This is a genomic window from Nocardia heshunensis (genome assembly GCF_054782115.1).
The window spans coordinates 1,015,346-1,040,263 of sequence record NZ_BAAGTC010000009.1; the positions used below are offsets into that span (position 1 = coordinate 1,015,346).

Genomic DNA, 24,918 nt, shown 5'->3' on the forward strand with positions numbered 1-24,918 from the left:
CCGGACCCGGCGGGTCACTCGAGGATGCGCGTGGACCGCTGGTCACCGCGTCGGGAGAACTCCCTATCTATCATTCATCGGGTGGAGGTGAAGCCCACCCGGGCCGAGGTGGCCGTGCTGCTGGCCACCATGCAGGATCACGCCCTCGGACAGCCGCCGGGCTGCCAGTTGCGTGCCGCCGTTCTCGGCCGCCGCCTCGCCGAAGCTGCGGGAGCCGAGCGCGCGGAGTGTGAAACCGTCTGGTGGACTTCGGCATTGCGGTTCCTCGGCTGCACCGGACACGCCTTCGACATGGCGAACGTCTTCGGCGACGAGATCGTCATGCGGGCCGAGGCGGCCCGGCTCGACCTCTCCGACCCACTGGCCATGGCCCGCGCCATGATCGGATTCGCCGGGCGCGACCGGCACGGCCGGGACAAATACCGCGCCATGCTCGCCGCAGCGGCTGGTGGGCGCAAGGCCGCGGAATTCAACTTCCGGACCGCCTGCGAGGTCGCCGACATCCTCGCCCGCCGCCTCGGCCTGAGCGACACCGTGCAGGCCGCGCTGCGCACCTCGTTCGAACGCTGGAACGGTCACGGCTACCCGCACGGCCTGCACGGCCACGACATTCCCCGGGCCATGCGAATCGCCCAGCTGAGCTACGAATTCGAGGTCCTGGCCCGCCTCGAGGGTGTTCCCGCCGGGCTCGGCATCGTTCGCGCCCGCAGCGGCCGCGCCTACGACCCGGCCCTGGTCGAGCTGCTGCGCGCGCACGCGGCCGAGTGGTGGGCGCCCGCCGAATCCGCCGATCCATGGGAGGCTGCCCTGGCCGCCGCGCCCCCCTGCGCACCCCTCGATGAACTGCAAACCCATGCCGCACTGCTGGTACTCGCGGACTTCGCCGACCTCAAATCACCGTGGACGGCGGGTCATTCCCGAACCGTCGCGGCGCTCGCGCGCGAGGCGGGCGGACCGGCCGCCGAGGCGGCGGCACTCGTGCACGACCTCGGCCGGGTCGGCGTCCCGAACACGATCTGGGACAAGCCCGGCCCGCTCACCCGCGACGAACGCGATCGCGTCGAATACCACGCCCTGCTCACCGATCAACTGCTGCGCCGTATTCCGTCGCTGGCGCTACTCGCCGAAGCCGCCGCCGGCGCGCACGAGCGCATCGACGGCACCGGCTACTGCCGCCGCCTGCACGGCGCTCAGCTCGACAACACCCAGCGCGTCATCGCCGCCGCCGACTGCTACGCGGCCATGACCGCCGACCGGCCGCATCGACGAGCTCTCACCCCTGCTGCCGCGGCCGCCGCCCTGCGCACCATGAGCACCGAACACCGCTTGGACCCCGATGCCGTCGAACGCGTCCTGACCGCCGCGGGCCACCCCCGCAGCGCCGCGCCGCCATCGCGCCCATCCGCCCTCACCCCCCGCGAGATCGAAGTCCTCCAACTTCTGGCGATCGGCCTGAAGACCCGGGAAATCGCTGCGCGCCTGGTTATTTCACCCAAGACCGCCGACCATCACATCCAGCACATCTACACCAAGATCGGCGCCTCGACTCGCGGTGCCGCCACCCTCTACGCCATCGAACACGGCATCCTGCGCTGACCCGTCAATTCGGCCGATCGAGTTCGGTGGTGAAGCCGTGCTCGATGCGGGCGAGGAAGTCGGCGAGGAGTTTCAGTTCGGCCGGTGTGTAGCCGCCGATCTCGCGTCGCCAGGCCCCGAGCAGCGGGCCGAAGATCGGGGCGATATCGGCTCTGGCGCGGGCATCGTCGAGGGTCACCAGGACTCGGCGCCGGTCCCCGGGATCGCGTTCGCGCCGTACCAATCTGGACTTCTCCAGGCGATCGACCAGGCCCGTCATCGAGGCGGTGGTCAAGCCGGTGAGCCGCGCCAGCTCCCCAGCGGTGTGGGGTCGGTGCTGCAGCAGCTGCAGCACCTGCATATCGCTGGCATTGATGCCCAGCCGACCGGCGGCGGCCTGATTCATTCGCATACCGAGCTCGGCGGTGCGGCCGACGCCCGCCAGTACGGCGTCGATCAAACGCGCCTTCTCCGTTGACATCCCAGAGTCCTCTCGGCATCCTGATATCTAGGAAACCTAGTAATTAGATTTTCTCGACATCAGCTTACCGAGAGGAATGACGATGGTGCGCCATCCGAATCCACTGTTGCTCGTGTTCACCGCCGCCCTGGCCGCCGCCTGCGCCTCGACGCCCACCGCACCCGCCACCGAGACGTACCAGGGCCGTTGGAATTACGACCTGCCCGATGCCGCCACCATGACCAATATCGCCACCATGAACATCGGCGACGGCGTCCAGGGCCCACAGATCGGCGACATCGTATTCACCCCGGCCGGTCCCGACCGCGTCGTCGGCCGCACCGACGTCGGTTGCACCTGGCAATTCACCATCACCCCAACCGGTCTCGACCTGGCCGCGCCGAACCAGACCTGTCACAACCCGACCGCGGGCTACGCCTACACCATGACCGAATGGTCGATCCACGTCACCGGCAGCCACGAAACCGAATCCATCAAGGCCATCAGCCACCACGAAGACCGCGACTACGAATTCGACCTCCCGCACGGTGCCCGCACCCGAGCCCCCGAATCAGACCCCAAGTCCGCCAGCGCATTTCAAGGCACCTGGACCTACGGCCCCCCGAACCCCCGAACCGGCGCCAACACCCGCCTCGCCCCCACTGCGGCCCCCACCCCGCTCAGCGGCTCGATCGTGATCACCCCGAACTACGCCGCCCGCCTCACCGCCCACACGGCGGACGGCTGCGACTGGTCCCTCCTGGCCCGAGGCAATACCGCCAAGCTGGACCCACCCACCCAAACCTGCACCCTCGCCGATTCCGCAGTAACCCTCACCTACTGGACGATCGCCACCGACGGTCACCGCGAACTCTCGGCCATGTACGGCACCGACCCGACCAAAACACCCTTCACCGCCACCGGTGACCTCACCCGCAGATAACCGGTACGACGAAAAACCGAGCCACGCATCAGATCTCTTGATGCATGGCTCGGTGTGTTCGGTGTCGTTCGCTCAGGCGGTGTGCAGGGCCGCGGCCACCTTGCGGGTCATGTCGGCGACGACCGGGCCGGGCTGGCCGGCGGCGGCCTCGACGGCGACGAGGACCGTGGAGCGGAAGTTGTCGGCTTCGGCGGGGTCCTGCTGCTCGAGCAGGGAGACGGCCGCGGTCAGGGCGGGGAGCACCTGGTCGGCGAGTTCGGCGACGGTCTTGCCGCTCAGGTGGATGTCCTTGGCCTTCGCGCTGAGGACGTGTCCGATCTGGCCGGTGGCCGAGCCGAGGGCGATGGAGCCCGCGGTAGCGGCCTTGTGCGACTTGGTGGACGCCGCGGCGATCAGGGAGACCGCGCCGTAGGCGGCCGAGCGGATGGTGGACTTGTTCTGGTCGGTCAGGTTCAGGGTGGACATGGCGGGCTCCTTCGAAAATTGTTGTGGCAGTGGCCCGTATCCGGTGTGGCTGCGGGCCCTGCCTTGCTTGATGGACATACTGTGTCCGTCTCGCCTGACAGCGCCCTGACGCCGACCTGACATGCCCCCTGACACCCGAGCTCAGCCGTGGGTGATGCGGCCGTAGTGGATCAGGGCCCAGCCGAGAGCGCCGAGGGCAGCGGTATTGACCAGGCCGCGCACGATGTTCCAAGCGACCCAGGGGGTTTCGAAGGCACTGCGGAGGCTCGCGTAATCGACGGGGCCGGTGGCGTTGTCGGCGGTGGCGAGGTGATTGTTCAAGGGGATGTTGAAGATTCCGCTGATGGCCAGGCTCAGGATATTGAGGACGACGGCCACGATGATCCAGATCAGGATCGGCCGGTAGTCGGCGCGCAGGAAGAACAGCGCGGCGACGATCGAGAAGACCACCGACCCCAGGAAGCTGAGCATGAACGACGGGTTGACGATCACCACGTTGATCTTGTTGAAGACGTCCGTGAAGGTCTTGTCGTCGAGTTTGTGCAGCGCGAGCATCACGGAGGTGGCGTAGGCGTAGTAGACGCCCGCCAGCAGTCCGGTGGAGATCAGGGCGACCAGCAGGGCGATGACGCCGGGCAGAGTGGTGCGGGTTGTAGCCATGACGTTTCTCTTTTCGCGGGATGAAGTCCCGGGCGAGTTTCTATGACTGACAAACTATAGAAGACAAAGTATGTGACTGTATAGGATTACTCCGCGACCGAGCACAGAGGAGAGTGCAGCCGATGGCCGAGCCGGAACTGCCGGAGGACCTGGCGCGATTGTGGCGACGACCCATCGGATCCGGTTCCCGCCTGGGCCGTCCCGCGGCACTGGATGTGGACCGCGTCGTGCGGGCCGCCGTCGAATTGGCCGACCGGCAAGGCTTGGCGGGCGTCACGCTGCCCAAGCTCGGCGAGGAGCTCGGCGTCACCGGCATGTCGCTCTACCGCTACGTCGGATCCAAGGACGAGCTGCTGACCCTCATGGGCGACACCGCATTCGCCACCGAGTACATCGGCGATGACGCCGCCGAGTCCTGGAACGACGGTCTACAGCAGTGGGCGCGCGGCCTCTGGCGGGCCTACCAGGCGCACGGCTGGCTGGCCGACCTGCCGACCTCGAGCCCGCCGCGCGGCCCGAATGCCATGGCGTGGATGGACGCCGGACTGCGCACCATGCGCCCCTTGGGCTTGGACCACATGACCAAGGTCGGCATCCTCACCCTGGTCAGCGGCTACGTGAACACCTCTGCGCGCATGGCACAGCAACTCGCGCAGAGCTGGCGGCACGACGGCGACATCGACCCGGCGCTGGCCGCCCGGCAGTACGGCCGCCAGATGGCCCGGCTCGTCACCGCCGACCGCTATCCCGATGCCGCACAACTCTTCTCGTCCGGCACCTTCGATACCGCGGCCGCCCCGGCCACCGACACCCCCGCCACCGACACCCCCGCCACCGCGGCCGAAGCCAACTTCGTCTTCGGTCTGGAAGTTCTGATCCGCGGCATCGAGGGTCTCTACCACCCTCACTGAACCGGGCGACTTGCCCAGGCGGACTCGATCATTCGGAAGATGTCGTCGATCGCGGCGGCGGGATCGGCGGCCTCGCGTGCGAGGGAGTACGCGTCGACCACACTCCGCGCGATCGCACGGCATGCGGGGGTGGTGGACGCCAGGTCGAGGTCGCTGGCGATCGCTGCCGCCAGCGAGTCGGCGTAGCGCAGATGCATCGACTGTTCGTAGGCCTGCAGAGCGGGGGAGCGGTCGATCAGACCCCGGACCGGCGCGGCTGAGTCGGAACCGCAGTGCCGCACCATGTCCCGTACTTCGTCGCGCAGCGCGGGGATGAGCGGCGCGCCGGGCGCGCGGTCGCTGACCGCCTGCGTCAGGCGTCGTTCGAAATTCTCGTCCTGTTCGAAGACCAGCGCCTCTTTGGCCGCGAAGTGGGAAAACAGCGTGGTGACGGCGACGTCGGCTGCCGCGGCCACATCGCGAATGCCGACCGCGTCGTACCCGCGTTCCAGGAACAGCTCCAGCGCGGTATCGGCGATCTTCTGGCGGGTCGCGGCCTTCTTACGCTCGCGGCGGCCGGTCGGCACGGTCATGTCCTGACACTATCAGGTCCGGATAAGTAACCGATCCAAAAAACTATCCGTTGCAAAACACTAACCGTTAGTCCTACGGTGGCTTCATGAAAGCAATGCGCTTCGCCGAGTTCGGCGGCCCGGAAGTCCTGACACTTCAAGAGGTGGACGAACCGCATCCCGGCCCTGGTCAGATACGCATCGCGGTACGAGCGGCGGGTGTGAATCCCCACGATTGGCGCGTCCGCGAGGGTCAATTCGAACGGATCCGCCCGATCGCGCTGCCCTCGGGCGTGGGCCAGGACGCCGCCGGCATCGTGGACGAGCTCGGACCCGGCGTCACCGGAATCGACCTCGGCGACACCGTGTTCGGCCGCGGTGCGAACACCTACGCCGAACACGCGGTTCTCACCTCCTGGGCGCGCCTGCCTGACGGAATGGCCTTCGCCGAAGCGGCGGGCTACCCCTCGGTGGTCGAAACCGCGCTACGCGTCCTTCGCCTCGTCGGTGTCGAGTCCGGACAGACCTTGCTGGTCAGCGGCGCATCCGGGGGCGTCGGCACCGCGGTGGTGCAGATCGCCCGCGATCGCGGCATCACCGTGATCGGCATCGCGGGCCCCGCCAACCAGGACTACCTCCGCACCCTAGGCGCGACCCCCACCGCCTATGGCCCCGGCTGGATCGACCGAGTCCGCCGCCTCGGCACGATCGACGCCGCCCTCGACCTGACCGGCACCGGCGTCCTCCCCGGCCTCCTCGCCCTGACCGGCGACCCCGACAAGGTCATCACCATCGCCGACCTCGAGGCCCCCATGCTCGGCATCCGCTTCGCCGGAGTGGGCGGCTCCATGCCCGAAGCCCTCTCCGCGACAGTCGATCTCATCGCCCGAGGTCGACTCACCATCCCCATCGACCGCTCCTACCCCCTGGCCGACGCCGCAACGGCCCACGCCGACAGCAAATCCGGGCACACCCGAGGCCGTCGAGTCCTGCTGGTCTGAGCGGTCGCCGGGCCCGCGTTCATTGCCCGTTCAACGCGGGGGATTCGCGGTTGATCGCGGCTTTCTACCGTCGCGATCATGACGAATCAGACTCCTCCACCGCTGGCCGCCCTGCATGAACCGTGGGGCTGGGTGAAGAAGTTGCTGGTGGTGACGCTGGCGGGTGGGCTGGTCGCGGGGCTGGAGGTCAAGGACCTAGCGATTCGGATTTTTCGGACACATAAGATCGGGTGATCCCCTGTTCCCCTGAGAGAGGCCGATGAATCCCGCGGAGCTGAATGTCGCAGTGCTGGGCCATGTCACGGTTCGGCGTGGCGAACAGGCCCTGGCCTCGAGCCGGCCGCGGACGCAAGCCGTCCTGGCCGCGCTGTTGTTCGCCGGTGGCAGGCCACTGACCGCGGCGCAACTCGTGGACGCGGTGTGGGGTGAACAATTGCCCGGGGATCCGGTCGGGTCGCTGCGCTCGCACGCGCTGCTGGTGCGCAAGCTCGTCGAACCAGACCGGGCCAGGCGGGCGGCGGCCGCGGTGCTGGTCTCGATCGGCGACGGGTACGAACTGCGCGTCGCACCCGAATCCGTCGATGCCTTCCGGGCCAAGGCTCTCGCCGCTGCCGCCGAAGATGCCAGGGCCGCCGAAGATTTCGAGCGGGAACGCACGCTGCTCGGTGAAGCGCTGGCATTGTGGCGGGGCGAGCCGCTGGCCGGAGTGCCGGGACCGGCGGCGGCCGATCAGCGAAGGCACTGGTCGGAACTGCGCGCCACCCTGCTCGAGTCCCGGCTCGAAGCCGACCTGCGACTGGGCCGCCACGCTCAGCTGATCGGCGAACTATCCTCGGCCAGTGCGGAATTCCCGCTGCGTGAACGTCTGCGCGGATTGTGGATGACCGCCCTGCACCACTGCGGCCGCCGCAGCGAGGCACTGGCGGTCTACGCCGCCACCCGCCGCCTGCTGATCGATGAGCTCGGCATCGAACCCGGCCCAGAACTGACCGATCTGCATCACCGCATCCTGGCCGACGACCTGCCACCGGCACCCTCGCTCTCGCAGCCGGCACCTCCCGCACCGACCCCTTTTCCGCCGACCCCTTTCTCGTCGACGCCCTCCCCGCCGATACCGCAGCCGCAGCCACAGCCGATGCCTTCGTCGTCCGCACAGCCGCCGTTGCCCGAATCCGTTGCGGGAGCCCAGGGTTCCCCACGCCCCGCCCAACTCCCCAGGGGAATAGCCGATTTCACCGGCCGCGAAGCCCTGGTCCAAGAGCTGTCGGAAGCGCTGACCCCCACCGGATTCGCCCCGCCCATCGTGGTGCTCACCGGGATGGGAGGGGTAGGCAAGACCACGCTGGCCACCCATGTCGCCCTCGCGATCCGCGAGCGTTTCCCCGACGGCCAACTCCACGCGGATCTGCACGGCGCGGACGATCGACCCGCCGAGCCGATCGGCATCCTCGCCGCTGCTGCGCGCACTCACGGTGTCCGACAGCGATATTCCACCCACCGCACCCGAACGCTCCGCCCTACTGCGCAGCCTGCTCGCCGACCGCCGCATCCTGCTGGTGCTCGACAACGCGGGCACCCTCGATCAGGTCACCCCGCTGCTGCCGAGCGGACCCGGCTGCGCGGTCGTCATCACCAGTCGCGCACTGCTGCCGTTGCCGGACGCCACCTACCGGCACCTGGACGTCCTGTCCGCGGGCGAGGCGCGAAACCTGCTGGGCCGCATCATCGGCACGCATCGCATCGCCGCGGAACCGGACGCCACCGAGGCAGTGATCGCCGCCTGCGGCCGCCTGCCGCTGGCCCTGCGGATCATCGGCGCAAGGCTGACGGCGCGCCCGCACTGGAGCATCGCCGCCGTGGCCGCGCGACTGTCCGACGAACGTCACCGGCTCACGGAGTTGCGCTGCGGCGATCTCACCGTCGACGCCTGCTTCACCTTCGGCTACCGGGACTTGCCCGCCGCCACCGCGAAAGCCTTCGTGGCGCTGGCGGTCCCGGCCGTGCCGGACCTGTCGGTCGCGTCGGCGGCCGCCATCTTGAATGTGGACGCCGCCGCGGCGACGGAGCTGTGCGAGTCCCTCGTCGACCTCGGGCTGCTGCAATCCCTCGGCCCGGATCGCTACAGCTATCACGACCTGCTGCGCCTCTTCGCCCACACGGTCGCCCCCGACCTGGACCGGGACCAGCTGCTGGCGCGGCTGCTGGACCACTACCTGGCGACGGCGAAAAACACTATCCACCAGCGCTATCCGGGCCACCGCCTCGACTACGTGCCACCGACGACACGGCCCGGCGCGCCGATCTACTCGGAGACCGGGGCGCACGCCTGGCTCGATCTCGAACGCACGAGCCTGATCGCCCTCCATCACCAGATCGCCGCCGACCACCCGGCCCTGGTGCCCGCGAGCGTGAATGTCGCCATGCTCATCAGCGAAGGCATCGACCCGTCAGCGCAGTCCGGGCAGTTGGCCCACGCGCTGCGATGCCTGCTGTCGGCCGCGCAACGCGCCGGCGACCAGGACACCGAACTGCGAGCCCGGACGACGCTCGGTCTGATACTGGCCCTGGATCTGGGACGCGGCGACGAAGCCCTCGATCTCCTGCACCCTGCGCGGAAGGCATTGCAGGCCAAGGGGAACAGCCTCCTACTCGGCTTCGTCGAACACATCCTGGGCGCCGCCGTGCTCAGCCTGGGCCGCGAGGCCGAGGCGATCACCCACATGGCCACCGCGGTCGACATCTTTTACGCACTCGGAGACCCGGCCTGGGAGGGCTGGGCCTGCGCGACCCTCGCCGACCGCTACGGCGATGCCGCCCGCTGGGACGACGCCGCCGCGACCGCCGAACGCGCCACCCGACTGGCGGACCGGCTCGGCGGCGCGGCGTTCGACTCCCTGGCCCGCTGCCAGGTGGCCAGGGTGGTGCTGCTGCGCGACAACGACTTCGACCGGGCGGCCGCGATGTGCGCGGACGCCGTGCGGGTCGCCCGCGCGCACGGCCGCCGACTGCTGCTGGGTTGGGCCCTGCACCGGCAGGCGGAGATCAACCTGCACGGCCGCCGCTTCGCCCTGGCCGAATCCGCTGCCGCCGAGTCGGTCTCGGTTCTCACCGAAGCCGCCGACCCGTTCCGCCGCACACACGCCCTGCACTGCCAGGCGGCCGCATTGACCGCGCTGGGCCGCGACGAGGAAGCCCGGCAGGTGCGCGCCCAGCTCCGCTGACAAGGCGCGCGGCTCCGCTGACCGGGGCGTTCATCGGTGGCTCAACGGGTGCTCGAGCGCGGTTCGCACGATCGAACCGACATTGCCGAACACCCGGGAGAACATCGTGAAATACCGTCTGGGCACCATCGATCAGGGCTTCCTGCCGACCGAGGTCACCGTCTCGTACGTCGCACTCTGCACCGGCCGGGCCGACGAGGACCTGCTGCGGGAAGCCTTCGCGCACACCTGCCGCCGCTACCCGATGCTGGGCGGCCGCATCGAATTCATCGACGGCGACTGCCATCTGGACATCCCCGACCACGGTAGCGTCGCCGTCGACACCGTCGACGGCGACGTATCCGACTGGCTCGCCTACGGTGTCCGCCCGATCGACCCCACCGTCGCCCTGGCGAAACTCGCTATCGTGCGCGACGGCGACCACACGGCCGTCGCCCTGCGCCTCTGCCACGCCATCAGCGACGCCCACCTGGGCTTCGAGATCCTGGACGAATTCTGGCGGGCCGCAGCCGCTCTCGACACGGCCACCACCATCCCGGATGCCGCGCCGATCTTCCCGCGCAGCCTCGAGGATCTGCTCGCCGACCGCGGCGTCGCCCTGCCGGAGCCCACCATGCCGGAACTGACCGGCTTGCACAGCTTCGCCCCGTCACCCCAGGACCGCGCACCCGGTCTCCGGCTCGCGCCCGCCGCACGAATCACCCTGTCCGACAGAGAAACCAGTGCCCTGCTGCACTACGCGAGAGCACAGGGCACGACACTGCACGCGCTACTGAGCGCGGCCGTCATCCGGGCCGAACGAACGATGATCGACGAGACCTGCGGTGCCCCCGGCACCGAACTGCCCATGGTCATCGCCCACGCCGTCGACCTCCGCCCGCACCTGAACCCACCGGCCCGCCGCACCGACGCGACCAACGGCCTCGGCTGCGCCCCCACCGTCACCTGCTGCACCCCGGACTCCGACCTGACCGTCCTCGCCAAGGAGGCCAAGGCACAGATCGTGGACGGCATCGACAACGGCACCGCCCTGGCGACCATGCTCGCCGCCTCCCATATCCCCGAGACCGGCGTGCGCGACTACGCGGCGAACATCATCACCAACTGGGGTGTGGTCCCGCCCCTGCCATCCCCGAAAGCACTGCGCATCACCGACTTCCGCGGCTTCGTCACCGGCACCGCCCGCCCCGAGATCAGCTACTTCGCCTACACCTTCCAGGGCCGCCTGAACATCGAGTTCACCTACGACCGTTCCCGCCACCCCGCCCCGCGGATCGCCGAGTTGAGCCGCACGGTGGCGGCCAACCTGAACCTACTGACAGCCGGGTAGCCGCGCGGATGGCCATATCAGGGGCTCGAGGCAGACGAAGGTCCTTGGGCCCCTGTCACATCCCGGCCGTCTCCACCGACACACGGTCATGGGGATGTCATCATCGGCGGTGCGAACCATCACTCTGCTGGCCTGCACGGTGTCTTTGGCGGCCTGCGCCACCGACCACACCGGTCAGGGGCCCGGCACCACCACAATCACGGCGAGTGCCGACAGCCCCGGCAACTCCGACCCGAAACATGATGACCAGTACTGTCCGACCTGCCCGACCCCGTCTCGGGTGCCCGGCCTGGTGGTGCTGCCGACGAGCCCATTGCCGACGCCGCCCGTGTCGACCACCTCGCTCCCTCCAGCCCCGCCGGATCCCATCGCGGTCGACGGCATCCAACTCGAACACCACGACACCTTCGACCGCGTCATCTACAGCACCGGTTCGGTCGGCATCCCCGCCTGGCAGGCCGACTACGTCGCCGAGGCGACGCCGCGCGGCCGCCCCACCGCCCTGCTGGTCACCGGCCGCTCCATCCTCCGCATCCTCTTCTACGCCCCCGCACCCGAAAAGGTTGGCCTCCCGGCCTATATCGGCCCCAACCCCCTCGCAGCCACCGGCTTCCCGGCCCTCACCGAAGTTCACCTCACCCAGGCGTACGACGACGGCTCCCAATCCACCACCGAATCATTCATCGGCACCGATGCCACCCGCCCGCACTTCACCGTGACCAGGCTTCTCGACCCACCCCGTCTGGCCGTCGACGTCTACCGCTGACCGAACAGGGCGGGCCGGGCGATCAGTTGTAGGACTTCGCGACGCCGTCGAGGAGGTGCTCGAGGGTGTCGTAGTCGGGCGGGGTGACCTGGTTGACCAGGTTCACGTCCACCGGAACCTGGTGGGCCGCGGTGATATTCGTGAACAGGGTGGCATCGGTGGGGCGGAAGCCGTGCTCGGCGGCCAGGCGCTGCAGGTCCGGGTCGGTGGTGAGCAGCTTGCCGAGCTTGTCGCCCTTGTCGTTGAGCGGCACCACGGTGTGCTGGGACATGACCGTCGGCTTCGGGTACATCAGCACCATGTCCGGCTTGAGCTGATCGTGAACCGCCGCGTCGACGTACTGGGCCTCGTAGATCCAGGCCATCGGTACCGTGCCCATGCCGTTGGACAGGTAGTCCTTGAACGGGCCGTCACTGCTGGCCTCGGTGTAGCCCTGGCGGGTGAACAGGCGCGAAACCCGCGACACCGCATAGTCTTCCGCCTTCGCGCCGCGCACGATGGTGTTGTCGTTGGCGACGTACGCGGTCACCGCCAGATACATGGCCGCGGAATTGGACGTGCGCGGATCGGTGGTGGAGACCAGCACGTTCTTGGGCACCGCGTACGTCGAGTTGCCCTCGAGCTGATTCCACTGCACCCCCTTCTCCGCCAGCGCCAGGTACTTCTCGACGTCGAAAGTCGTTGTCGCGCCGGGCTGCACGATCCCGGCCTGGGTCAGCAGCTCGGCGATCGGCTTGAAGGTGGCGATCGCCATGGGGGAGGAGAACGGCACGTACTTGCCGGTCACCCCGCTCTTGCGCTGCACCAGCTCCGCGGCGGCCGAACTCGACGGGAACGCGAAATCGAACTTGCCCAGATCCACCGAGGTCGCGATCTGCCGCGACCCGGCGGGCTCCACCTCCACCTTCAGTCCGTGCTTGGCCAGCGCGTCGGCCACCTTCGGATCGTCGAAGAACGCCGACTTCTCCGACCCCACCACCCCGTGCACCGTCGTCAACGCGGGCGCGGCCGTGCCGCTTGCCGGCGAATCCGTCTGCCGCACCGCGAACGCCGCCCCCAGCGCCAGCACAACGGCCACCCCGGCCGCGACCGCGCCCAGCACCCGCTTGTGCTCCACCAGCCGCACCGGCACGAATCGCCCGGCGACGGCCGCGAACACGCTCGTGGTCTCCGCCCCGGGACCGTCGGGTGAATTCCCGCCGCCGCCCGCCGAATTCGGCGCCGACTTCGACAAATCCACCTGCGTCGCGGAATTTTTGGTCCGCGTCGGATCCAATTCGCGCCGCGCAATCCGCTCGACGAGAATCGGTACGAAATCCCGCACCGAATGCCCCTCGAACCGCTTGCGCACCGCACCCACCACGGCCTCGACCCGCTCCGCCGGATGCGCCTCGCCATAGTCCTCGACCAGGCGATCGGTCACCTCCCGCAGCGCTTTTTCTTCCCGCGCAACATCCACCGCCACAACATCTCCCTTGACCCGGCACCGAATATGGTTGCGCGGCAGGAAAATACGAAAAGCCGCGCCGCCAGGACCCTAGGCCCCCAGAGTGCCCGGCCAGGGTCGCGCACGGAAACGTCAAGTACGCCCCGGCGAATTCCCGGTGACAACCGAGCGGAATTCGATAGCGGCGGTCAGGGCTTTCCGGGGAATGCGACGGTTGCCGGGTTGGTGCCGAGGATGGATTGCCACGTCGCGAGGCGGAGCGCGCATTCGGTGAGGGCGTCGAGGCCGGTGCGCCGGAGATCGGCGGTGGCGGCGCGTTCGACCACCGAATACCAGGCGGCGGCGGTGTCGGATTCGACGGTGATCGCGAGCTTGGCGGCGGGGATAGGGTCGTTGACCGGGATGGGCGAGGTGTAAGCGGCGGCGGGCTCGGGAACCGTTGCGCCGGAAGCCGCCAGGGCATCGATGGTGGCGTCACGGCGGGCGCGGTGGGACGCGGTGTACTCCGCGACGAGCTTGTCGCGGTCGTGATTGGCGTAGGCGGCGATCACGCCGTAGGCGTAGACAGCGGCGTATTCGGCGCTCAACGCATCGATGAGTGCCTGCTGGTCGGTCGTGGTCATGCCAGGAGAACCCCCGCGTGCGTGGCGCAGGACGCGCTGATCGAAGAAACGAGACCGGCACGATAGCCGGACAGCTGAACCGACAGATCGGCGGCCGACCGCTGCGACTGTTGCAACTGCGTGCGCACGGCGGCCACCGCGGGCGGCGGCACCGGCGCGGCCGGGGTGACCGGCGGCGTGCGCCGACTGGGCAGCGTGCCGTCACCGTAAACGCCTACGGCGCGGTCGATTTCGGTGCGCAGCGCATCGGCGTGGGCGGTGCGCTGGGTGGCGATGATCTGCAACGCCCCGGCCTTGTCGGGGTTGGTCGCGATCGCGGCGGTGGCGGCCGCGGCGTCCGTGCGCGCCGAAGTCTCCTGTGCGATCAGCGGATCCGGCGGCTTGGGCTTGTCGTCCTTCGCGCAGGCGGCCAGCGCACCCACGGTCGTCACCGCCAGCGCACCCCCACCGGCGAGCCGCAGCGCGGCACGACGATTCACGGCGGGAAGGGCAGGCTCGGGCGAGGGTCGGTCGGCTCCGACGCGATCCGGCGGGACCGTGAAACCGACTACACCGGCCGAATGGCGGCTCTGACTGCTGGGCACGGCATACATGGTGCCAGCCGTCGCCGACGGCTTGCTGCACGAGGCCGGTCAGATACCCTGTGATCTGGAACGACGGGCAACCGTCACGGGCGCGTCGCGAGTGGACACGCCGAGGGCACCGCAGCGCCGACCATGCCGAACTCGAGCGAGTTGGCTGGTCCTTTACACTCTTTCCGCGCGTTACGCTAGACCTCCGGCACGGTATTTCGCCGCATCCGCCCTTCGCGGGGCGTCATCAGCCCGCCGACCGTGCCAACCAGTACGAACACCGACAACTCAACCCGTGACAACTGAACCAGGAGCCGCCCCACATGCCGATGCCGACCGAGGAAAGGGTGAGCCAGCTAGTAGCTGAGCTCGTCGAACGCCGAGGATTCGACCTCGAAGGCGTCGCGCTTTCGGCTGCCGGTACAGCACATTCCAAGGTCACCGTGACCGTCGACAGCGACGGCTCCGCCGACCTCGACGCCGTCGCGGAGCTGAGCTCGGAGATCTCGCAGACCCTCGACGACGCCGGTGACTTCGGCGAGACGCCCTACCTGCTGGAGATCACCACCCCCGGCATCGACCGCCCGCTCACCGCCCTGCGCCACTGGCAGCGTGCCCAGGGCCGCAAGGTGAAGATCGTCCTACGCCCCGGCGCCGAATCACCGGAGGAGAAGGGCAAGACCACGTTCGAGGCCCGCGTCGGTGTCGCCACCGACACCGATATCGCGCTGGTCCTCGGCGGCAAGCGGAAGCCACACCGGGTGACGGTGCCGCTGGCCGATATCCAATCCGCCGTCGTCCAAGTGGAATTCAATCCACCCGGCGCGGCCGAACTGGAACTCGCAGGGGGAGTAGCACCGGGCCGTCCCCAGCCCGGCGCTCGGGAGGAATCCGAAACCGACATCGACGGATCCGATTCAGAAGCAGCCGTATCCGATTCACTGACCGAAGGGATCGTGGAATGAACATCGAAATCGAAGCCCTGCGCGCGATTGTCGCCGACAAGGGGATCTCGATGGAGACCGTGATCTCCGCGATCGAGTCCGCCTTGCTGACCGCCTACCGGCACACCGACGGCCACCAGGCCAACGCCCGCATCGACATCAACCAGAAGACCGGTGTCGTGCGCGTGATGGCCCGCGAGGTCGACGCCGACGGCAATGTCATCTCCGAATGGGACGACACCCCCGAGGGTTTCGGCCGCATCGCCGCCACCACCGCGCGCCAGGTCGTGCTGCAGCGCCTGCGTGACGCCGAGAACGAGAAGTCCTTCGGCGAATTCGCCACCCACGAGGGCGATATCGTCGGCGGTGTCGTGCAGCGCGACGCCCGGATGAACGCCCGCGGCACCATCGTGGTCCGCATCGGCTCGGAAGCCCATGGCGCGGAAGGGGTCATCCCGCCCGCCGAGCAGGTACCGGGCGAGACCTACGAGCACGGTGACCGCATCAAGTGCTACGTGGTCGGTGTCTCCCGCGGCCCGCGCGGCCCGCAGATCACCCTCTCGCGCACCCACCCCAACCTGGTGCGTCGCCTGTTCGCGCTGGAGGTCCCCGAGATCGCCGACGGCTCGGTCGAGATCGTGGCCGTGGCGCGTGAGGCGGGGCACCGCTCCAAGATCGCGGTGCGTTCCACCGTGCCCGGCGTCAACGCCAAGGGTGCGTGCATCGGCCCGATGGGTCAGCGCGTGCGCAACGTGATGAGCGAGCTGGCGGGCGAGAAGATCGACATCATCGACTTCGCCGATGATCCGGCCACTTTCGTCGGGAATGCGCTGTCCCCCTCGAAGGTTGTCTCGGTCACCATCGTCGATCCCGACGCCCGTGCCGCACGGGTCGTGGTTCCGGACTTCCAGCTCTCCCTGGCCATCGGCAAGGAGGGCCAGAATGCCCGCCTGGCGGCCCGTCTGACGGGCTGGCGGATCGACATTCGCTCCGATGCCGCACCGGATATGCAGGGCGGTGTGCGCCCGGCCGCGGCGGCCGGTGGCGGCGAGGCCCACCGGGGTTGATCTTGCCGGATCCATCCGGCCCGGTCGCTCCCGAGATTTGTGAAACAGACCCCTCGGATGACAGGTTGGTAACTTCCAAGGGGTACGGATGCGGAGATCGGGACGTGACAGCGGTAGAGTGGACGAAGGCTCAGCGCGAGTCGTCGGCTTCTCTGCGTGCCGAACGGGTGTCAGCAAGATCAACACCCGTCCGGACTTGCATCGGATGTCGCCAACGCGAGCTGGCTGTCGATCTGATGCGGGTCGTGACGCAAGGGTCTGTCGAAACTGGGCAGACGATTGTGATCGTTCCGGATCCGCGGCGCAGACTTCCCGGACGGGGTGCTTGGTTGCACCCCACGTCCGCTTGTCTGAGCCAAGCAGTTCGGCGTCGAGCAATCGGCAGAGCACTACGAGTGTCCGGACATCTGGATATCTCAGCCCTGGAGCATTACGTAGAGAACAGGCACGAGAACTCATGAGCACACCGTGAAGTCCCAGAAATGATCGGCCTTCGAAATTAGTCGAGGTCGTGCGCGCGTCCCGTCGTGAAACGGGCTGCCGCGCTCGACCTCTGAGTGAGGAGAGCAGTGGCAGGCAAGGCCCGCGTGCACGAGTTGGCTAAAGAACTCGGTGTCACGAGCAAAGAACTACTCGCGCGGCTCAAGGAGCAGGGCGAGTTCGTGAAGTCGGCGAGCTCGACGGTGGAAGCACCCGTCGCGCGTCGCCTGCGGGAGTCGCTCGCACCCAAGAGCGCCCCCGCCAATGGAAGCGCCAAGTCGGCGTCCCCCAAGCCCAGTGGTGACGGTGCCCCGCGTCCGGCCAAGCCGGCGACCCCGGGTGCCGGCCCGCGTCCCGGCCCGCGTCCGGCGGCTCCCGCCCCGGCCCCGGCTCCGGCCCCCGCAGCGCCCAAGCCCGTGACCCCGGTCGCGGCGGAGCAGGTGGCCCCGGCCGCTCGCACCGAGGCGCCCAACCCCGCGTCGGCGGTCCGTCCGGGCCCCGCGCCCAAGCCCGCCGTGCGTGAAAACGCTGCTCCCGCAGCGTCTTCCGCCCCGGCGACCCCGGCTCCGCGTCCGGACGCCCCGCGTCCCTCGCAGCCGGCTCCGCGTCCGGCAGCGGCTGCGCAGCCGAACGCTGCGGCTCCGAACGCCGCTGCCTCGAACGCTGCGGCTCCGAGCCCGTCGGCCGCTCCGCGTCCGGCCGGCCCGAAGCCCGGCCCGAAGGCGCCGCGCGTCGGCAACAACCCCTTCTCGTCGGCTCCGGAGCGTCCCGCTCCGCGCCCGGCCCCCCGTCCGGGTGGTCAGCAGCAGGGTGGACAGCAACAGGGCGGTCCGCGTCCCGGTGGCCCCCGTCCGGGTGGTCAGCAGCAGGGCGGTCCGCGTCCCGGTCAGCAGCAGGGCGGTGCCCGTCCGGGTCCCGGCCAGGGTGGTCCGCGTCCGGCTCCGGGTCAGGGTGGTCCGCGTCCGGCTCCGGGTCAGGGTGGTCCGCGTCCGGCCGCAGGTCAGGGTGGTCCCCGTCCCGGTGGCCCGCGTCCGAGCCCCGGCTCGATGCCTCCTCGTCCTAACCCCGGTGCCATGCCCGCACGCGCTCAGCGTCCGGCCGGTGGTCCCGGTGGCGGCGGCGCCGGTCGTCCGGCGCGTCCGGGTGGTCCCGGCGGTGCCGGTGGCGGTCGTCCCGGAGGCGGCGGTGGCGGTGGCTACCGCGGCGGCGGTGCTCCCGGTGCCGGTGGTCAGGGTGCCGGTGCGGGTGCGGGTGGCAACACCGGTGCTCCCGGTGGCTTCCGTGGTCGTCCCGGTGGCGGTGGCGGCGGTGGTCGTCCCGGTTCCGGTGGTGGTCGTGGCGGTGCCGCGGGTGCCTTCGGTCGTCCCGGCGGCGCGCCCCGCAAGGGCCGTAAGTCGAAGCGGGCGAAGCGCGCCGAGTACGAGAACCAGCAGGCTCCGATCGCCGGTGGCGTGCGGCTGCCCCGCGGCAACGGCGAGATCGTTCGCCTCGCCCGCGGCGCCTCGCTGTCCGACTTCGCCGAGAAGATCGGTGCCAACCCGGCCTCGCTGGTCCAGGCGCTGTTCAACCTCGGTGAGATGGTCACCGCTACCCAGTCGGTGAACGAGGAGACCCTCGAGCTGCTGGGTTCGGAGATGAACTACGTCGTGCACGTGGTCTCCCCGGAGGACGAGGACCGCGAGCTGCTCGCCAACTTCGACCTCACCTACGGCGAGGACGACGGCGACGAGGACGATCTGCAGATCCGTCCGCCGGTCGTGACCGTCATGGGTCACGTCGACCACGGTAAGACCCGACTGCTGGACACCATCCGTAAGGCCAACGTCCGTGAGGGCGAGGCCGGCGGTATCACCCAGCACATCGGCGCCTACCAGGTGCTCTCCGAGGTCAACGGCGAAGACCGGCTCATCACCTTCATCGATACCCCCGGTCACGAGGCGTTCACCGCCATGCGTGCCCGTGGTGCGAAGGCCACCGATATCGCGATCCTCGTGGTCGCGGCCGACGACGGCGTCATGCCGCAGACGGTGGAGGCCATCAACCACGCGCAGGCCGCGGATGTGCCGATCGTGGTGGCGGTCAACAAGATCGATAAGGAAGGCGCGAATCCGCAGAAGATTCGCCAGCAGCTGACCGAATACGGTCTGGTGGCCGAGGAATACGGTGGCGACACCATGTTCGTCGACATCTCCGCCAAGCAGGGCACCAACATCGAGTCGCTGCTCGAGGCTGTCGTCCTGACCGCGGACGCCTCCCTGGATCTGCGGGCGAACCCGGACATGGACGCGCAGGGTGTGGCCATCGAGGCCCACCTCGACCGCGGCCGTGGCCCGGTGGCGACCGTGCTGATCCAGCGCGGCACCCTGCGGGTCGGCGACTCGATCGTGGCGGGTGACGCCTACGGTCGCGTCCGCCGCATGGTCGACGAGCACGGCGACGATGTCGTGGCGGCGCTGCCGTCGCGGCCCGTCCAGGTCATCGGTTTCACCTCGGTGCCGGGTGCAGGCGACAACCTGCTCGTGGTCGAGGAAGACCGGATCGCGCGTCAGATCGCCGATCGCCGCAACGCTCGCAAGCGCAACGCCCTGGCCGCGCGCAGCCGCAAGCGGATCTCCCTGGAAGATCTGGATGCCGCCCTGAAGGAGACTTCGGAGCTGAACCTGATCCTCAAGGGCGACAACTCCGGTACCGTCGAGGCCCTCGAAGAGGCGCTGCTCGGTATCGATGTCGGCGACGAGGTGCGTCTGCGCGTCATCGACCGCGGTGTCGGTGGCGTCACCGAGACCAACGTCAACCTGGCGTCGGCCTCCAACGCGATCATCATCGGCTTCAACGTCCGTGCCGAGGGCAAGGCGACCGAGCTGGCGAACCGCGAAGGCGTGGACATCCGCTACTACTCGGTCATCTACCAGGCGATCGACGAGATCGAGAAGGCCCTCAAGGGTCTGCTCAAGCCGATCTACGAGGAGCACGAGCTGGGTCGGGCGGAGATCCGTCAGATCTTCCGTTCCTCCAAGTTCGGCAACATCGCGGGTTGCTGGATCACCTCCGGCTCGGTCAAGCGCAATGCCAAGGCGCGCCTGCTGCGTGACAACGTCGTTGTCGCGGAGACGGTGACCATCGCGTCGCTGCGGCGCGAGAAGGATGACGTGACCGAGGTTCGTGAAGGCTACGAATGCGGTATCACGTTGACCTTCAACGACATTCGCGAAGGCGACATCATCGAGGCCTACGAGCTGCGGGAAAAGCCGCGCGACTAGGAAGCTCTACACGATCCCGCCGGGCCTTCGGGTCCGGCGGGGTTGTGCCCCTTCCCTTTCCGGGTAACTGTGCGCGTATTCCCCGGGACGCGTTCATATGACTGAAAAGATGTTTTTCGGAGCGCTCGAGTTCGATATCTTGCTCGGTGATGTCCATTCACTGAAGGAGAAGCGCTCTGTCATTCGCCCGATCATGGCCGACTTGAAAAAGTTCGACGTGAGTGTGACCGAGGGCGGAGATCATGACCGTTATCGACGGACCTTGCTCGGTGTGGCAATGGTCAGCTACGGCATGAACCACCTGACCGAGGTGCTGGACAAGTGTGAACGGCACATCGCCAATCGTCCGGAGTTAGAGTTGCTGGCAGTACGCCGCCGCATCTTCGGACCCGAAGACTGAAGAAGTGAGGAGGGCTCGGCATGGCTGACCAAGCACGAGCACGCCGACTCGCCAAGCGCATCTCGTCCATCGTCGCTACGGCGATCGAGTACGAGATCAAGGATCCGCGACTGCGGTTCGTCACCGTCACCGACGCCAAAGTGACCGGTGACCTGCGCGAGGCGACGATTTTCTACACCGTCATGGGCGAGACCATCGACGCCGAACCCGATTACGCGGAAGCCGCCGCGGGTCTGGCCAAGGCCGCCGGCATCCTGCGGTCCAAGGTCGGTGCGGGCACCGGGGTGAAGTTCACCCCGACGCTGGCGTTCAAGCTCGACAAGGTGCCCGAGGCGGCGCGCGAGATGGAAGAGCTGCTGGCCAAGGCCCGTGCCGTCGACGCCCGCGTGGCGCAGGTGTCGGTGGGCGCGAGCTACGCCGGTGACGCCGACCCGTACAAGTCCGACGAGGACGAAGAAGACGACGAAGCCTGACCTGCCGTGACCCCCGTCGATGTCACCCCGGCCGTCGAGATCCTCGCGGCCGCGAAATCGGTGACGATTCTCTGCCACGTCCAGCCCGACGCCGACACCATCGGTAGCGGGCTGGCGCTGGCGCAGGTGCTGCGTCGACGCGGGGTCCCGGTCGTCGTCTCCTTCGCCGAACCGGCCGAACTGCCGTTCGCCATGCGGTCATTGCCCGCCACCGACCTGCTGGTGCCCGCCGACCGGGTGCCGCGCGAGGTCGACGTGCTGGTCTCCGTGGACTGCGGCAGCGCCGGTCGCCTCGGCGCGCTGCGCGACCGATTGGACAGCGCCGCAACAACTCTGGTCATCGACCACCATCGCTCCAACACCCGCTTCGGCAAGGTCAACGTCATCGACGAGAACGCCGAATCCACCGCGGGTGTGATCGCGCGCATCCTGGAGGCCTGGGGTGAGCCCATCGACCGCGATATCGCGCATTGCCTCTACGCCGGATTGGTCACCGACACCGGCTCTTTCAAATGGGTGCGCCCCGGCTCCCACGCCCTGGCCGAACGCCTGGTCGCCACCGGCATCGACGCCGCCGCTATCACCCGCACTTTGATGGACACCCACCCCTTCGCCTGGCTCCCCATGTTGGCCAGGGTGCTGTCCTCGGCCCAGCTCCTCCCCGACGCCGCACACGGCGCGGGCCTGGTCTACGCCGTGGTCCGCCGCGAAGACACCGAAGCCGTCCGCTCCGAAGAGGTCGAATCCGTCATCGACCTCATCCGCACCACCGCCGAAGCCCAGGTCGCTGCCGTCTTCAAGGAGTCTCGGGCGGAAGCGAACCACTGGACGGTCTCCCTGCGCTCGCACGCCAACGCCGACGGCACCCTCGGTGTCGATGTCGCCTGTGTGGCCACGGCGCTCGGCGGCGGCGGGCATCGGTATGCCGCAGGCTATTCCACTGTCGGCGAGCTGAACGGCCTGGTTGAGGCGCTGAAAGCCCGCTTGGGTGACTGAGCCCACCGTCCGGGCGGCGCGTGAATCACCGCACCGGCGGGCTCGCTCGGCGCGGGGGATGTGGGTCGCGGATCTCCTTGTGCCGCCGCATGGTTCGGCCCGGTTCGGGGCTCGGATCAGCGATTATCGCAATTTGCTATGAAATAGCCTGGTCGGCAGACTCGCTGGGACATTCGTCCTTGGGAGTCACAACAGTCATGGTCCGAGCCACCCGCGTCGCCCTCGTGCTGGCCATCGCCACCGCGATCGCCGCCTCCACCGCCACCGCTGCCGCCGATCCGGTCGCGCCCAGCGGTTCCGCCGCAGTCACCACGCCCGCCGAGTCGAGTGCCGCACGTGCCCTCACCCCGGCCGAGAACGCCGAGCTGGTGGCGCTGTCGGATCCGGCCACCATGGCGGACCTGCACGACGGTCAGCGCCGCATGGAGCGGATCGCCGAGATCTTCGCCGAATCGCATGATCGCCGCGGCATCTTCGCGATCTTCTATCGCAATATCCTGCGCGACGCGAACCCGGTCCTGGACCGGGGCGACTTCGACGATCCGGCCTGGGCTCGCGCGGTCAGTGCCGAGTTCTTCCGCATCTACCTGGTGAATCTGCACGGCCACCTGACCGGCGGCACCGTCACTCCGGAGTGGGCGCGCTACTACGCCCTGGCCGTCGACCCGGGCCGCTCGGCCGGGCGGGTGGCCGCCGCGGCGCTCGACGCGCATCTGCACATCGACTTTCCGGAGGCCATCGCCGCCACCGGAACTCGCGTCGGGCACACCCGCGACTTCTTCGCCATCGGTGACTCGCTCATCGCGACCACCAACAACATCACCGCCGACCTGAACGCCGTGTACGGCGCGAAGCTCGCGGACTTCTTCCACGCTTACTTCGTGGGCCCGGCCCTCGATTCGGTGCTGGGGGAGAACGCGACCAGCTACGTCATGTTCCAGAGTGTGCGCGGGGTTTCCTTCGCCAACGGCCTGGCTCTCGCGACTCCGGCCCTGCACGATGCGACCGCACTCGAGATGCGGCTGATGTACCAGACCGCCGAAACGGTTTTCGACGGTCTGGAAGCCACCAACCTGATCTGAGGGTTCAGTCCCGCTGATCGACGCCACGCACGAGGACGACGGCGAGCAGCGCGCACATGACGGCGACGCCCGCCCACATGGCCTGCTGCCAGCCGTCGATGAAGGACTGCTGGGCGGCGTGGATCAGGTTCTGTGCGTGTGAGCCGGTGCTGCCGGCCACCTCGACGGCATTCGCGATGCCCTCGCGGGCCGTGTCAGCGGCGGCGGCCGGAATGCCTTGCAAGCGTTGGTCGATGGCGTCGCGGTAGCCGGCGGACACCAGTGCGCCCAGCAGCGCGACGCCGAGCGCGGTGCCGAATTCGCGGGTGACGTCATTGAGTGCGGAGGCCACGCCCTGTTGCTCTCGGGGCAGGGAGCCGGTGATGGCCTCGGTGGCGGGGGTCATGGACAGGCCCATGCCGATACCCATGGCGAGCAGTCCGGGCAGCACGGGCAGGTAGCCGCCGTCGACCGAGACGAAGACGGCCATCAGCGCCGAACCCGCGGCGGCGAAGGCGATTCCGGTGGCGATGGTGGCGCGGGAGCCGATGCGGGCGGCCAGTTTCGGGGCCAGGCCCGAGGTCGCCATCATCATGACGGCCAGCGGCAGCATGGCCACCGTGGACAGCAGGCCCGACCAACCGAGCACGGCTTGGAAGAACGGGAACAGGACGACGGCGATACCGGCCTGCACGCCGAAAACCACCAGCAGCGTGAGTGATCCGCCTGCGAGTCCACGCTCACGGAACAGGCGCACGTCCAGTAGTGCGGTGTCGCGGCGTCGCAACTCCCAGGCGGTGAAGCCGACGGCGGCGAGGAGCCCGGTGGCGAGACCGATCACGGTCACGGGTGCGGTCCAGCCGCGTTCCGGGCCCTCCTGCAGGACGAGGATGAGGCCGATCACGGCGACGGCCGACAGCAGCGCGCCCACACCGTCGAACGAATGTGGGGAGTGCGCACGAGAATTGGGCACCGATCGCAGGGTCATCGTCAAGGCCGCGAGTACCAGGACGACGGGCAGCACGAACAGCCATCGCCAATCCGCGACATCGACGAGCAGCGCCGACAGGAACATGCCCAGGATGCCGCCGCCCCCGGCGACTCCGGTCCAGACGCCGATCGCCTTGCCGCGCTGGTCTTGCGGGAAGGTCGCGGTGATGACGGCGAGCGTGATCGGCATGATCATGGCCGCGCCGATTCCGGCGGCCGCGCGGGCGATCAGCATCACCTCGGTCGACTGGGCCAGGCCCGCAGCGATACTCGCGGCCCCGAAGACGGTCAGTCCGGTGATCAGCATGGGTTTGCGGCCCCACCGGTCGCCGAGTGCGCCCAGTGGCAGCAGCAGGGCCGCCAGCACGAGGGTGTAGAGATTGATGATCCAGAGGATCGTGCTTTGGGACGCGCCGAATTCGACGGCCATCTGGGTCTGGGCGACGTTCAGTCCGGATACCGCGGCGATGACCGCCATCAGGGCGATCGATACGGCGATCAGGATCGCGCGCAGTCGTCGGGGATCCGGGATGTTGGTAGACACTGTCTGCGCGTGAGTAGACAGTGTCTGCGCGGCGGTGGCCGATGTCTGCTCCCCGGTTGACGACGTCTGCTCCCCGGTTGTCGGTGTCTGCTCCTGGGTTGTCGGTGTCTGCTCCTGGGTTGTCGGTGTCTGCTCGGCCTGGTTCGTGCTCATGGGTTCCTCTCCGCAAGTGCTCGTA

Annotated in this window: 23 protein-coding genes and 2 pseudogenes; 17 read left to right on the forward strand and 8 right to left on the reverse strand. The window is 68.7% G+C overall.

All coding sequences use genetic code 11. The features are described 5' to 3' along the window. The first annotated feature begins 81 nt into the window (after positions 1 to 81). Positions 82 to 1,596, forward strand: coding sequence for an HD domain-containing phosphohydrolase (locus tag ACYVN4_RS32885; protein WP_460725869.1), 1,515 nt, complete (start codon positions 82 to 84; stop codon positions 1,594 to 1,596). Positions 1,597 to 1,600: 4 nt separating this feature from the next. On the opposite strand, the gene ACYVN4_RS32890 is transcribed toward ACYVN4_RS32885, so the two are convergent. After that, positions 1,601 to 2,056, reverse strand: coding sequence for a MarR family winged helix-turn-helix transcriptional regulator (locus tag ACYVN4_RS32890; protein ID WP_460725870.1), 456 nt, complete (start codon positions 2,054 to 2,056; stop codon positions 1,601 to 1,603). An 82-nt stretch (positions 2,057 to 2,138) separates the two neighbouring features. Here ACYVN4_RS32890 and ACYVN4_RS32895 point away from each other — a divergent pair, with 82 nt between their 5' ends. Then, a complete protein-coding gene (locus tag ACYVN4_RS32895) occupies positions 2,139 to 2,978 on the forward strand; it encodes a hypothetical protein (protein WP_460725871.1) in 840 nt (279 codons plus the stop codon). A gap of 72 nt (positions 2,979 to 3,050) precedes the next feature. Here ACYVN4_RS32895 and ACYVN4_RS32900 read toward each other — a convergent pair whose 3' ends face one another. Next, the gene (locus ACYVN4_RS32900) at positions 3,051 to 3,443 is read right to left on the reverse strand and encodes a hypothetical protein (protein WP_460725872.1); all 393 of its coding nucleotides are present in this window, start codon (positions 3,441 to 3,443) and stop codon (positions 3,051 to 3,053) included. Between the two features lie 141 nt (positions 3,444 to 3,584). Next, positions 3,585 to 4,103, reverse strand: coding sequence for an anthrone oxygenase family protein (locus tag ACYVN4_RS32905; RefSeq protein WP_460725873.1), 519 nt, complete (start codon positions 4,101 to 4,103; stop codon positions 3,585 to 3,587). A gap of 122 nt (positions 4,104 to 4,225) precedes the next feature. On the opposite strand from ACYVN4_RS32905, the gene ACYVN4_RS32910 reads away from it, so the two are divergent. Continuing rightward, complete coding sequence (locus tag ACYVN4_RS32910; RefSeq protein ID WP_460725874.1) at positions 4,226 to 5,014, forward strand: TetR/AcrR family transcriptional regulator; 789 nt, start codon at positions 4,226 to 4,228, stop codon at positions 5,012 to 5,014. Here the strand turns inward: ACYVN4_RS32910 and ACYVN4_RS32915 are convergent. After that, positions 5,008 to 5,586, reverse strand: a complete 579-nt coding sequence (locus ACYVN4_RS32915; protein ID WP_460725875.1) for a TetR/AcrR family transcriptional regulator — start codon at positions 5,584 to 5,586, stop codon at positions 5,008 to 5,010. The two genes, ACYVN4_RS32910 and ACYVN4_RS32915, sit on opposite strands and share 7 nt — an antisense overlap. 86 nt (positions 5,587 to 5,672) lie before the next feature. Here ACYVN4_RS32915 and ACYVN4_RS32920 point away from each other — a divergent pair, with 86 nt between their 5' ends. The 5 genes and pseudogenes from ACYVN4_RS32920 (at position 5,673) to ACYVN4_RS32940 (ending at position 11,883) form a co-directional block, all read left to right on the forward strand. Then, complete coding sequence (locus tag ACYVN4_RS32920; RefSeq protein WP_460725876.1) at positions 5,673 to 6,566, forward strand: NADP-dependent oxidoreductase; 894 nt, start codon at positions 5,673 to 5,675, stop codon at positions 6,564 to 6,566. 259 nt (positions 6,567 to 6,825) lie between these two features. Next, positions 6,826 to 7,518, forward strand: a pseudogene (locus ACYVN4_RS32925) (AfsR/SARP family transcriptional regulator); the annotation flags it as partial. A gap of 400 nt (positions 7,519 to 7,918) precedes the next feature. Continuing rightward, entirely contained in the window at positions 7,919 to 9,787 is a 1,869-nt protein-coding gene (locus ACYVN4_RS32930; protein ID WP_460725877.1) for a hypothetical protein, read from the forward strand. A gap of 106 nt (positions 9,788 to 9,893) precedes the next feature. Beyond that, entirely contained in the window at positions 9,894 to 11,117 is a 1,224-nt protein-coding gene (locus ACYVN4_RS32935) for a phthiocerol/phthiodiolone dimycocerosyl transferase family protein (RefSeq protein WP_460725878.1), read from the forward strand. Between the two features lie 94 nt (positions 11,118 to 11,211). Next, entirely contained in the window at positions 11,212 to 11,883 is a 672-nt protein-coding gene (locus ACYVN4_RS32940) for an AMIN-like domain-containing (lipo)protein (protein ID WP_460725879.1), read from the forward strand. 22 nt (positions 11,884 to 11,905) lie between these two features. Here the strand turns inward: ACYVN4_RS32940 and ACYVN4_RS32945 are convergent, their stop codons facing one another. The 3 genes from ACYVN4_RS32945 to ACYVN4_RS32955 form a co-directional block, all read right to left on the reverse strand. Then, positions 11,906 to 13,348: a three-helix bundle dimerization domain-containing protein gene (locus tag ACYVN4_RS32945; protein WP_460725880.1), complete on the reverse strand. Its 1,443-nt coding sequence runs from the start codon at positions 13,346 to 13,348 to the stop codon at positions 11,906 to 11,908. Positions 13,349 to 13,518: 170 nt separating this feature from the next. After that, positions 13,519 to 13,953: a ferritin-like domain-containing protein gene (locus ACYVN4_RS32950; RefSeq protein WP_460725881.1), complete on the reverse strand. Its 435-nt coding sequence runs from the start codon at positions 13,951 to 13,953 to the stop codon at positions 13,519 to 13,521. Next, the gene (locus ACYVN4_RS32955; protein ID WP_460725882.1) at positions 13,950 to 14,432 is read right to left on the reverse strand and encodes a hypothetical protein; all 483 of its coding nucleotides are present in this window, start codon (positions 14,430 to 14,432) and stop codon (positions 13,950 to 13,952) included. The genes ACYVN4_RS32950 and ACYVN4_RS32955 overlap by 4 nt, the downstream gene beginning before the upstream one ends. 416 nt (positions 14,433 to 14,848) lie before the next feature. Between ACYVN4_RS32955 and rimP the strand changes: the two genes are divergently transcribed. The 9 genes and pseudogenes from rimP (at position 14,849) to ACYVN4_RS33000 (ending at position 23,227) form a co-directional block, all read left to right on the forward strand. Continuing rightward, positions 14,849 to 15,490, forward strand: a complete 642-nt coding sequence (gene rimP / locus ACYVN4_RS32960; protein WP_460725883.1) for a ribosome maturation factor RimP — start codon at positions 14,849 to 14,851, stop codon at positions 15,488 to 15,490. Then, on the forward strand, positions 15,487 to 16,536 hold the full coding sequence (nusA, locus tag ACYVN4_RS32965) for a transcription termination factor NusA (RefSeq protein ID WP_460725884.1): 1,050 nt from the start codon (positions 15,487 to 15,489) through the stop codon (positions 16,534 to 16,536). Before rimP ends, nusA begins: the two co-directional genes overlap by 4 nt. 152 nt (positions 16,537 to 16,688) lie before the next feature. After that, positions 16,689 to 16,997, forward strand: coding sequence for a YlxR family protein (locus ACYVN4_RS32970; protein ID WP_460726803.1), 309 nt, complete (start codon positions 16,689 to 16,691; stop codon positions 16,995 to 16,997). A 126-nt stretch (positions 16,998 to 17,123) separates the two neighbouring features. Then, positions 17,124 to 17,198 (forward strand): annotated as a pseudogene (locus ACYVN4_RS32975) (translation initiation factor IF-2 N-terminal domain-containing protein); the annotation flags it as partial. Between the two features lie 258 nt (positions 17,199 to 17,456). Next, the gene (gene infB / locus ACYVN4_RS32980) at positions 17,457 to 20,276 is read left to right on the forward strand and encodes a translation initiation factor IF-2 (RefSeq protein WP_460726805.1); all 2,820 of its coding nucleotides are present in this window, start codon (positions 17,457 to 17,459) and stop codon (positions 20,274 to 20,276) included. 109 nt (positions 20,277 to 20,385) lie between these two features. Then, positions 20,386 to 20,676 carry a DUF503 domain-containing protein gene (locus ACYVN4_RS32985; protein ID WP_460726807.1) on the forward strand — a complete coding sequence of 97 codons (291 nt, stop codon included), beginning with the start codon at positions 20,386 to 20,388 and terminating at the stop codon, positions 20,674 to 20,676. Positions 20,677 to 20,696: 20 nt separating this feature from the next. Further along, complete coding sequence (gene rbfA, locus ACYVN4_RS32990) at positions 20,697 to 21,149, forward strand: 30S ribosome-binding factor RbfA (protein ID WP_460725885.1); 453 nt, start codon at positions 20,697 to 20,699, stop codon at positions 21,147 to 21,149. 6 nt (positions 21,150 to 21,155) lie between these two features. After that, positions 21,156 to 22,145 carry a DHH family phosphoesterase gene (locus ACYVN4_RS32995; RefSeq protein WP_460725886.1) on the forward strand — a complete coding sequence of 330 codons (990 nt, stop codon included), beginning with the start codon at positions 21,156 to 21,158 and terminating at the stop codon, positions 22,143 to 22,145. Positions 22,146 to 22,342: 197 nt separating this feature from the next. Further along, complete coding sequence (locus tag ACYVN4_RS33000) at positions 22,343 to 23,227, forward strand: DUF5995 family protein (RefSeq protein WP_460725887.1); 885 nt, start codon at positions 22,343 to 22,345, stop codon at positions 23,225 to 23,227. Positions 23,228 to 23,231: 4 nt separating this feature from the next. On the opposite strand, the gene ACYVN4_RS33005 is transcribed toward ACYVN4_RS33000, so the two are convergent. Next, on the reverse strand, positions 23,232 to 24,740 hold the full coding sequence (locus tag ACYVN4_RS33005) for an MFS transporter (RefSeq protein ID WP_460725888.1): 1,509 nt from the start codon (positions 24,738 to 24,740) through the stop codon (positions 23,232 to 23,234). Positions 24,741 to 24,918 lie beyond the last annotated feature (178 nt).